Source organism: Allobosea sp. 10L417, from assembly GCF_056395485.1.
Genome location: NZ_JBFTJP010000027.1, coordinates 1 through 8,799, shown reverse-complemented (window position 1 = coordinate 8,799; position 8,799 = coordinate 1). Strand labels below are relative to the sequence as shown.

Annotated in this window: 10 protein-coding genes and 2 pseudogenes; 10 read left to right on the top strand and 2 right to left on the bottom strand. The window is 61.6% G+C overall.

What is annotated here, in order from left to right; all coding sequences use genetic code 11:
• Together AC1DE3_RS28060 and AC1DE3_RS28055 are read left to right on the top strand one after the other, a co-directional pair.
• A partial coding sequence (locus tag AC1DE3_RS28060; RefSeq protein WP_476852969.1) for a DUF3606 domain-containing protein occupies positions 1-261 on the top strand: 261 nt, incomplete at its 5' end.
• A gap of 36 nt (positions 262-297) precedes the next feature.
• Positions 298-726, top strand: a pseudogene (locus AC1DE3_RS28055) (GGDEF domain-containing protein); the annotation flags it as partial.
• A 354-nt stretch (positions 727-1,080) separates the two neighbouring features.
• Here AC1DE3_RS28055 and AC1DE3_RS28050 read toward each other — a convergent pair.
• Both AC1DE3_RS28050 and AC1DE3_RS28045 read right to left on the bottom strand, forming a co-directional pair.
• Positions 1,081-1,617 (bottom strand): hypothetical protein, encoded by a 537-nt coding sequence (locus tag AC1DE3_RS28050; RefSeq protein WP_476798070.1) that lies wholly within the window; start codon positions 1,615-1,617, stop codon positions 1,081-1,083.
• Positions 1,618-1,630: 13 nt separating this feature from the next.
• On the bottom strand, positions 1,631-1,930 hold the full coding sequence (locus AC1DE3_RS28045; RefSeq protein WP_476798071.1) for a PepSY domain-containing protein: 300 nt from the start codon (positions 1,928-1,930) through the stop codon (positions 1,631-1,633).
• A 523-nt stretch (positions 1,931-2,453) separates the two neighbouring features.
• Here AC1DE3_RS28045 and AC1DE3_RS28040 point away from each other — a divergent pair.
• The 8 genes and pseudogenes from AC1DE3_RS28040 (at position 2,454) to AC1DE3_RS28005 (ending at position 8,454) form a co-directional block, all read left to right on the top strand.
• On the top strand, positions 2,454-2,702 hold the full coding sequence (locus tag AC1DE3_RS28040) for a hypothetical protein (protein ID WP_476780920.1): 249 nt from the start codon (positions 2,454-2,456) through the stop codon (positions 2,700-2,702).
• A 72-nt stretch (positions 2,703-2,774) separates the two neighbouring features.
• A complete protein-coding gene (locus AC1DE3_RS28035; protein WP_441514461.1) occupies positions 2,775-3,323 on the top strand; it encodes a phosphatase PAP2 family protein in 549 nt (182 codons plus the stop codon).
• A gap of 3 nt (positions 3,324-3,326) precedes the next feature.
• Positions 3,327-4,220 carry a DUF6328 family protein gene (locus AC1DE3_RS28030; RefSeq protein ID WP_476798072.1) on the top strand — a complete coding sequence of 298 codons (894 nt, stop codon included), beginning with the start codon at positions 3,327-3,329 and terminating at the stop codon, positions 4,218-4,220.
• Between the two features lie 228 nt (positions 4,221-4,448).
• Positions 4,449-4,943, top strand: a complete 495-nt coding sequence (locus AC1DE3_RS28025) for a YciE/YciF ferroxidase family protein (RefSeq protein WP_441514463.1) — start codon at positions 4,449-4,451, stop codon at positions 4,941-4,943.
• An 84-nt stretch (positions 4,944-5,027) separates the two neighbouring features.
• Entirely contained in the window at positions 5,028-5,522 is a 495-nt protein-coding gene (locus AC1DE3_RS28020; RefSeq protein ID WP_476780922.1) for a hypothetical protein, read from the top strand.
• Positions 5,523-5,547: 25 nt separating this feature from the next.
• Positions 5,548-6,156, top strand: coding sequence for a cysteine hydrolase family protein (locus AC1DE3_RS28015; RefSeq protein ID WP_476798073.1), 609 nt, complete (start codon positions 5,548-5,550; stop codon positions 6,154-6,156).
• A 537-nt stretch (positions 6,157-6,693) separates the two neighbouring features.
• On the top strand, positions 6,694-6,939 hold the full coding sequence (locus AC1DE3_RS28010) for a DUF6894 family protein (protein ID WP_441514466.1): 246 nt from the start codon (positions 6,694-6,696) through the stop codon (positions 6,937-6,939).
• Between the two features lie 80 nt (positions 6,940-7,019).
• Positions 7,020-8,454 (top strand): annotated as a pseudogene (locus AC1DE3_RS28005) (FAD-dependent oxidoreductase).
• The last annotated feature ends 345 nt before the right edge of the window (positions 8,455-8,799 follow it).

Sequence of the window (8,799 nt, the reverse complement as noted above, 5' to 3'; positions counted from 1 at the left end):
ATCCAGAGAAGGCAATCGATGGGGCCGTCAGAAGCAGACGGGCTGGCAGGACGAACTGCGCAGCAGGGAGAGGCCGAGATGGCAGAGAACGATTATTCCCGCGGCCCGCAGGATCACTCAGTTATCAACCTCTCCAGGGACCACGAAGTTAGGTATTGGGCCGACAAATTTGGCGTGTCGCAGGCTGCACTTGAAGACGCGGTGCGGAAGGTCGGTTCTTCGGCTCCCGCCGTCGAACAGGAGCTTTGGAACGCCCGCTAGACAATGTCTGGTTGAGCGTTACCGCGCCGGGAATGGTCTCGGGCGCGGCGGGAATCCTCTCCGCTCTCGCTCTTGATGATCGACCTTGACCATTTGAAGCAGCTCAACGATGAGCATGACCACCAGGAAGGAGATCGGTGCCTTCGGGCGGTGGCGGAAATCATTGCCGCCCATGGCTTGCGGCCAGGCGACCTGGCATATGGCGGAGAGGAATTCGCACTCTTGTTGCCAAATGCTGACGCGAACGGATGCGAGCAGCTTGGCACGAGGATTGCGGAAGCGATCCGTGCCTTGGAGTTCAGCCAGGACGGCGCACCGTCGTCTTGGCGGATTACGACCCGCGTGGGCGCAGCAACCTCCTGGCCGGATCGCGGTTCCGTCACGAAGCTTTCCACGCTCGTAGAGGCGGCCAAAACCGAGCCCTGTATTCACCGAAGAACGGCGGGCGCGACCGTGTGGTCGTAGCTGGGCAAGTGATATCCTGGCGGCGCGCCCAAGGGACATACCCCGAGAGATTGGCGGCCAAAGGTTGAGCCGGTCCGGCATCGGTTCCCGATTCCTCATGATCGTCCGCTGAGGGCGAAAACCGTCAGGGCCTCGCCCTTCACGCTCCGACCAAGAAGCGCCCCGCCGAGGAGCTCTGCGCATCGAACTCAGGCGGCCTTCCGGATGTCCCTAAGAGTATGGACGAAAATATCGTCCATCGTTGCGATGTCCTGTGAAAACCAACCCATGCGACTCTCCCATTGGCAAGATGATCCCCCAGCGCTTGGTAGTGCGAGAAGGCCAGCCCCAGGTATGAGGGCTGGCCGACCTTGGTCAGATGACCGTGGAACGGTAGGGAGCCCCGGTTTCGTCGAACCGATTCCAGCCGGCCGCCCGGTATTCGGCTAAGCGGGCGTCCCGGTCGATCGGCGTCGCCCCATCAAGGATGGCCTCGACCGCCGGAACCTGGTCGTCGGCAACGCGAACCGACACCACGGTCCCGCCCCGCCGCACCGTCTCGGCGTAGTAATTGGCATCCTCTTCACTGTGCCCTGCGCTGGTCAGCGCTCCGACGATACCTCCCGCGACGCCCCCGGCCGCAGCGCCGGCGGCCGTGGACGCAAGCCAACCCGCGGCAACCACTGGGCCGATCCCGGGAATGGCAAGCAGCCCAATCCCTGCGAGCAGACCGGCCGCTCCGCCAAGCGCCGCGCCGATGCCCGCACCTTCACCGGCATGACTGTCATCGGCCTTGGCGTGCCGACCGACCACGCTGATGTCGGCGGAACTCACTCCGCCGGCTTCGAGGGCTTCGACAACCGACCGGGCCGTCTCGTAGTTCTCATAGGAGCGAGTGAGTGTCTGTGTCATGGGATTCTCCCGATTACTGGCGGGTGATGTTTCCGCGATAGTCGACGGTAACGTTGACTTTGGCGCGCCCATGGGTGGCGCTGCCCTTCCAAACGCCGTCCGCGTCCTTTGTCAGCGGACCGACCTGCGAGTAGCCGTTGGCCTCCAGCCGACTCTTGGCCTGACCCTCGGTGAAGCTGTTCGCGCCGGGCAGCGGAGCATTCTTGTCCGCATCCCCCTTCGGTGCTGGCACCGGTGAAGTGGTGGCGGTCTGCGCGAGCGCGGTAAAAGACGTCGCCGCCGCGATCAGCGACACGATCAAGATCTTCTTCATGTCTGGACACCTCGCTATTCGTGGAATGGACCACGGAACGGTTTTCGAACGAGGTGAGCGGCAATTCTGTTCCGTACCAACGCGGCGAAGTATGGTGCTCTCTCGGGTCCGAACGGTCGACTGAACGTGCAGCTCGTTCGCGACGGCGAGACGGCGACGCTCCACTGGACGGAACGCGGCGGGCCACCGATTGCCGAAATTCCCGCGCATGCGGGCTTTGGCAGCAAACTTGAAAACGCGACGCTGACTGGGCTCGGAGCGACCATTACGCGGAGATGGGCTCCCGAAGGTCTATCGCTTTCGCTCGATCTCCGGATGCCCGGCCGAGATTTCCCGGCGCTGGAATCGAGCGAGTCCTCGGATCTTATGCCACAAGCATTGTTCGGAGCCATCTGTGACGTTCCGGCGATGCGAGCACCGGCCGCTGCCACGTAGGCTGCCCGGTTCGATTCGAACGCTGAACAGGCGGGTAAGGAACACGGAAACCAATCTCAAGTTGCTAAGCCAATCGGAGGAGCGCGCCATGGCAAAGCAACCGGAATCCCTTGCTACCTTTTCGGCGTCTGCGAAGAATGAAGGAAGGAAGCCCACAGAGATCGGACTGACTGCAACGCCCGATACGATGCCGATCTCGGTTGATCCGGGAAAAAAGGTCGACGCCGCGACCAAGGTGTTGAGGGAGGGTGTGCTGCACAAGGACCAGGGCGCCGAGGAGGCGATTCGCGAATTACCGGATAGAACGCGCGATACAGACGAGGCTCACGAGATCTAGACCTAGAATCCATGTTGGACTCGATCCGAGAGCCAACCCGGCAAATCTCGCATCTGAGAACCGGATTCAGCCATGCGCCGTCTGCGAATACCGACCTTACCAACAGACCAGGCCATCGCCTCTGTCGTTGCCAGCCACGCAACCCCAAAACTTGAGCGACCGCTGCGTGCGGCAACTCTCCTGGCGGACGAGCGCTTTCTTTGCTTCGCAGCCGTGTGCTTTTGGCTGACGACCGACCCTGGCACGCGCGACCGAAAGGCTGCCAACCACATCGTGCGCACAACATTCGTGGCCACCATATTGCCGCACGCCTTGAAGAAGTGCTTCGCGCAGGAACGCCCAGATCGGATAGAGGTCAGGGGCCGCAGGCACGGCGTGCCGAAGTCGGGAGATGCATACGCCGCGTTCCCCTCCGGTCATGCCGTTCACATGGCGGCTCTGGCGAGCGCGGTGAGCAGGACATTTCCGAGGTTTACGGCGATCGCGTGGATGGCGGCGACGGCGATCTCATTCACGCGGGTGGCGTTGCTGGCGCACTGGACCAGCGATGTTTTGGCAGGGGGCGCGCTCGGGCTCGCGGTGGAGTCGATCCTGAACGCAATGCCTCGCGACGAGGGTTGATAGATGTCCCTTGTCGAGAAAACCAAAACGGCGCTCGATGAATCTCGCATGCTGATGCTCGGAGCCCAAATCCTGTTGGGTTTCCAGTTTCAGGCGCCATTTCAGAATGCCTTCGTTTCCCTCTCCCCGCAAGAAAAGCAAATCGAGCTCGTCGTGCTGGGGCTTACGATGGCTGTCGTCGCCCTTCCGATAATGCCGAGTTCGTATCATCGGATCGTCCTGTTCGGCGAGGCTAGCGGCGAAATCCTGGTGATGATCGACCGGATTATGCTGGCGACGTTGGCTGGCTTTGCCGTCGCCATGGCGCTGGATGTCGGCATAGTCGGCACGCGGATTGCCGGAGCGGCAGTGGGCGTCGTGTCCGGTCTCGTTGGCTTGGCCGTGTGCGGGGCGCTTTGGCTTGGACCTTGGCTGGTTCGAAGAAAGGAAAGGAACATGCCTACTCCCGATCAGAAGACACCGATGGCCGCGAAAATCGACTATGTCTTGACCGAGGCCCGCGTCATCCTTCCCGGAGCACAAGCCCTTCTCGGCTTTCAGTTTGCGATCGTTCTGACGCAATCGTTCGCCGAGATGGATCAGCGGTTGAAGCTCGTTCACGGAGCCGCATTGGCGCTCATCGTCATTGCCACCGCTCTTTTGGTATCCCCCGCCGCATTCCATCGCATCGCCTACGCCGGGCACGATGACCCAGCGTTTCAGCGGATGGCGAGCAGGCTCATCCTCCTGGCAACCGCGTTTCTGGCATTCGGCATTTCGGGCGACACATATGTCGTCGCCTACAAAATCACCGGCCAGCACAAGCATTCCCTTGTCATGGCGACAGCCAGCCTGGCCGTGCTTATCGGCCTTTGGCAATTGTGGCCTTGGCTGAAGCTAGCTGCGAAGCGTAGTTGAATTACGAGGCGCCTCTGGGAACAGCGCGCGGTCGTTTTTCCCTAAAGCGCCTCTGTCCGATCGGCTAGGGCGACCGCCGCCGGCTCGACGCCAACCATGCCGAGCGTGGCCTGATGAGGCAGGCGTAGGATGCCTCAGGAGCCCCGGGCACGGAGAACGCTCCTCAAGGCGGGAACCCGCGAAAGCCCCTTCGGTTTAGGGAGTTTCAACCGACCAAGGGAGGCTCTCATGGCAACCGAACCGAAGAAGCTCGACGACCTGTTTCTCGATACGCTCAAGGACATCTACTACGCCGAAAAGCAGATTCTGAAGGCGTTGCCCAAGATGGCGCGCGCCGCGAATTCGCCGGAGGTCAAGAAGGCGTTCGAAACCCATCGCGACGAAACCGAAACCCATGTCGAGCGGCTCACCGAGGTCTTCGAGATTCTCGGCAAGGCCCCGCGGGGCAAGACCTGCGACGCCATCCTCGGCATTATCGAGGAGGGCAAGAGCATCATCGAGGATTTCGAGGGCAGCCCGGCAATCGATGCGGGCTTGGTCGCCGCCGCGCAGGCGGTTGAGCACTACGAGATCGCTCGTTACGGCACGCTGAAGACCTGGGCCGGGGAACTCGGTCTGACGAATGCTGTCGGGCTGCTCAACCAGACGCTCACCGAAGAAACCAAGACAGACCAACTCCTGTCCAAGATCGGAATCGGCTCGGCGAATAAGAAGGCCGCCTGATCTCGGCGTCACGCCCATTCGCCTCCCGGATAACCGAACGAGCTTAAGCGGTCGCTCGTTTCCGGGAGGCGTTCGGAGAACGATATGTCGGCAACGTTTGTGATCCGTAGAGCGGGTCCTGAGTGGTCGCTGAGCGACGGCGTCACCGAGGCGCACCACGTTCATCCCTCAAAGGAAGTAATCAAGGGCGCGGTGAACCGGTGGCAGTACGGCGAGGAGCCAAGGATGCGCATTACAACGCAGCAGGAATACGCGGAAGCGGCCGCGGAAATACATCGTCTGGCCGATGTAAAAGAGGGCACTCCGCAGGCCACTGAGTTGGCCGAACTGGTCGCCGCCGTCCAGGAGTGGGAAGCACCGGCTTCACCACTCGCACAGGGCGATGTTTCGACTCCGGGGAGCTTTCAGATCCCGCAAAGGCCGGGTCGGGCCGGAGACGAGCGTCGCCCGGGTCCCAATCCGCGGTCGACGAATCCCACCGGTCCGCTTGCTCCCTTCGAGCAGGGCAATCCCGATGGATTAGCGGCGGAGAAGCATCAGGAAGCTTCCGCGAACGAAACTCGCTCTCTTCGCGATTGATTAGCTTATTTAAGGGAGGCGGGCGATGGCTGCCCACGGCTTGGTGCATGGAGCTCTCGGGGAGAACTGCATCCATCTCTGCGTCGACATGCAGCGGCTCTTTGGCCCCGGCTATCCTTGGGCCTTTCCGTGGCTGGAAAAGGTCTTGCCACCGATCGAGGCAATAGCTGGATCTCATCCGGATCGTACGCTGTTCACGCGCTTCATCCCCGTCGAGCGCCCCGGGCAGGGCCGCGGAACTTGGCGGCGCTATTACGAACGATGGTCGGAAGTAACGCTTGAAAGTGTCGGTCCTGACGCCGTTCGACTTCACCCGGCGCTCGAGCGCTATACTCCACCTGCCATCGTTCTCGACAAATGGGTTTATTCGCCCTGGACCGAGGGAATCCTGCATCAATTCGTCTGCGCCAAGCGCGTGGACACGGCTATCATCACCGGCGGCGAGACCGATGTTTGCGTCCTGGCGACCGTCCTGGGCGCCGTCGATCGAGGGCTTCGCGTCGTCCTCGTGACCGACGCACTCTGTAGCTCTGCGGATTCCACCCACGACGCACTGATGGAACTCTACCTCAACCGCTTCAGCGAGCAGATCGAAGCCTCAAGCGCCGCGGAGGTCTTAGCTAATTGGCGGTGAGATCGGCTCAGCGCGGAAGCGGATCCGCGATCGGTCGACCCCGATCGCGCAGCATCAACGCGATCGTCGCCCGGTACTCTGACCACGTCGCAAGCCGTCGCGAACATCCCCCGCAGCAGACGTCGCTGTTCGGTTTGAGATCCGCGGGAACACGCACGCTTGCCGCTCCGCAAGCGTCAGATTCGAAACCCTCCTGACGCATGCTGAAAGTCCAAGGATCACCCACCCGCCCGAACAGCCGAGGACCAGCGCGCAACGGTGCGGCAGCGGCGCAGACCAGAGAGACCATCTGAAAGCAACTGACTCGGAAGGGTTGCAGCTTCATCGGCGCGCGTACAATTCCCGTGACGAGGCCCAACGCACTCGACATCCAGCCAAACAGCCGGGAGTTAGCCCCCAATAAGACGCTCCAGAGATCGCAAGTTGGGAACGCGTGCGGGCAAAAGCGCCGCTTTCCGACTTCCATGCGAACGGCATCGTGGGGAACCAAGACTGGGGCGTTCCGATTAGAGGGGTGACCTCCTCAGGAAACTGCCCATGCCTATGTACCGCTTCATCACGAATAACGGTGGATCGCACTTCGTCGATTTGGATTTTCCGGACGACAAGGCTGCTCGGCAGGAAGCTCGGGCGGCGTTCGCTGAAGCTGCCCATGATGCGCTCACCGAGACTGACAATTGCGAAATGACCATGTTGGTCCAGGCGGGTGATCGCACCATCTATCGCGGCCGAATTTCATTCGAATCCGGAGACGTCACATTTTCGGATGTGCCCTGTACCTGATCCGGACCGTTTCTCCGTAAGCGCCCATTCGAACATAATCCATCCGAGAACGTTGCACGCAGACACTGCGGAGGTCTGCGATGAACGCGCAACGCGAGAGAAGCCGTTCGGTTTGGATGGATGTCGAGGTAGCGCCGACGGCGGAACCTCTTCGGTCGAACCACACCGCTGATGCAGCCATCGTCGGCTCCGGGATCGCGGGCCTGTCGAGTGCCTATGAACTCGCGGCGCGTGGGTTGTCGGTCGTCGTCCTCGATCGCGGCGAAATCGCGGGCGGAATGACTTCGCGAACGACCGCTCATCTCGCCCCCATCTGCGACGATTCCCTGAGCGAGCTGTTGTCAATGCGCGGACAGGGCCTGGCGAAGGGATTTCAAGCGAGCCAGAGCGCCGCCGTCGATCGAAACGAGGCCCTCCAAGGCGAACTCGGGGTCGACTGCGAGTTCAGGCGGCTTGCCGGAATTCTCTTCCTCGATCCTGAAAGTGTGGAGAGCGTCCTCGACGACGAGATTTCAGCGGCGAAGGACATCGGCGTCACCGTCGAGCGCGGCAAAGGCCTGCCCTTGCGGACGCTCGAGGACCGTCCCTACCTGCGCTATTCGGATCAGGCGACCTTCTATCCGCTGAAGTATCTCCGCGGCGTCGTCGAGGCGCTGGCCCAGAAAGGCGCACGCCTGCACCCGAACTCCCCAGTCATCGAGGTGAAGGAGGAGAAGGATCGCGTGGAGCTCAAGCTGGAGTCCGGCCACACGGTGACGGCCGGGCATGCCGTGATCGCGACGAAATTCCCCGATCCACGATCTCGTCGCCCTGCACACCAAGCAGGCGCCCTATCGGACCTACGCCATGGGATTCGAGATCGAGGCGGGAAAGCTCGACGACGCCCTTTATTGGGACACTGAGGAACCCTATCACTACGTTCGTCTGACGCCCGGCAGGGACGGCAAGGACATCGTGATTGTGGGTGGAGAGGACCATAAGACGGGTGGGGCCGACGACGCCAACGCGCGTTTCGCCGCCCTCACCTCCTGGGCCAAGACCCTTATTCCGGATCTCGGTTCGGAGCGCTATCGCTGGTCGGGGCAGGTCATGGACACGCTCGACTATTGCGGCTTCATCGGGCGCCAGCTTGCTCATCCCCGACCTGATCCTCGGCCGGGAAAATGAATTCGCTGCGGTCTACGACCCTGGTCGGCGACGACCTGTGTCAGCGAGAACATCACGGCGGTAAAGAACTTCGCGAATATCTCGCGCCTGGAGAGTTGTCCTCGGTCGATCCAGCCCGGCCAAGGTGCGATCGTGAGGCGCGGCCTGAGCAAGATAGCCGCCTATCGGACCGAGAAGGGGGCCGTCATCGAGAAGTCGGCGTGTACGCACCTTGGCTGTCACCTCCATTGGAACTCGTTCGAGGAATGTTGGGACTGCCCCTGCCACGGATCGCATTTCGCGCCCGACGGCAGCGTCCTGAACGCGCCGGCGATCGGACCTCTCGCGGTTGTCGAGGCCTCGTCATGATTCATCATGTCTGTCTTGGAACGAACCACGTCGCCCGGAGCCGGAGGTTTTACGACGCCGTCCTACTCAAGGAATCGGAGGACTCCTCGGATTATGGCGTGTCCATCGTCCTCTTCAGCTTGGAGACGCCCGTGAACGGGAAACCCGCTTCTGCTCGAAACGGTGTCCACATCGCATTCGATGCAGGCGGCCGAATCTAGAGCGTTTCCGCTGATCGTTGAATCGATTGTGAAGTGACGAGCGTGTTCTGGGCTGATTCAAGCTCCTCGAAGAGGAGTTGGATGATGGCCCGAGCTCTGAGCGACGATCTTCGCGTGCGTGTTCTGAAGGCCTCGGCGGACGGAC

Excerpts from the sequence above, each read along its gene's own strand:
- AC1DE3_RS28025 (WP_441514463.1), top strand. The coding sequence starts at position 4,449 with ATGGCAACCGAACCGAAGAAGCTCGACGACCTGTTTCTCGATACGCTC.
- AC1DE3_RS28010 (WP_441514466.1), top strand. The coding sequence starts at position 6,694 with ATGCCTATGTACCGCTTCATCACGAATAACGGTGGATCGCACTTCGTC.
- AC1DE3_RS28045 (WP_476798071.1), bottom strand. The coding sequence starts at position 1,930 with ATGAAGAAGATCTTGATCGTGTCGCTGATCGCGGCGGCGACGTCTTTT.
- AC1DE3_RS28020 (WP_476780922.1), top strand. The coding sequence starts at position 5,028 with ATGTCGGCAACGTTTGTGATCCGTAGAGCGGGTCCTGAGTGGTCGCTG.
- AC1DE3_RS28015 (WP_476798073.1), top strand. The coding sequence starts at position 5,548 with ATGGCTGCCCACGGCTTGGTGCATGGAGCTCTCGGGGAGAACTGCATC.
- AC1DE3_RS28050 (WP_476798070.1), bottom strand. The coding sequence starts at position 1,617 with ATGACACAGACACTCACTCGCTCCTATGAGAACTACGAGACGGCCCGG.
- AC1DE3_RS28040 (WP_476780920.1), top strand. The coding sequence starts at position 2,454 with ATGGCAAAGCAACCGGAATCCCTTGCTACCTTTTCGGCGTCTGCGAAG.
- AC1DE3_RS28035 (WP_441514461.1), top strand. The coding sequence starts at position 2,775 with ATGCGCCGTCTGCGAATACCGACCTTACCAACAGACCAGGCCATCGCC.
- AC1DE3_RS28030 (WP_476798072.1), top strand. The coding sequence starts at position 3,327 with ATGTCCCTTGTCGAGAAAACCAAAACGGCGCTCGATGAATCTCGCATG.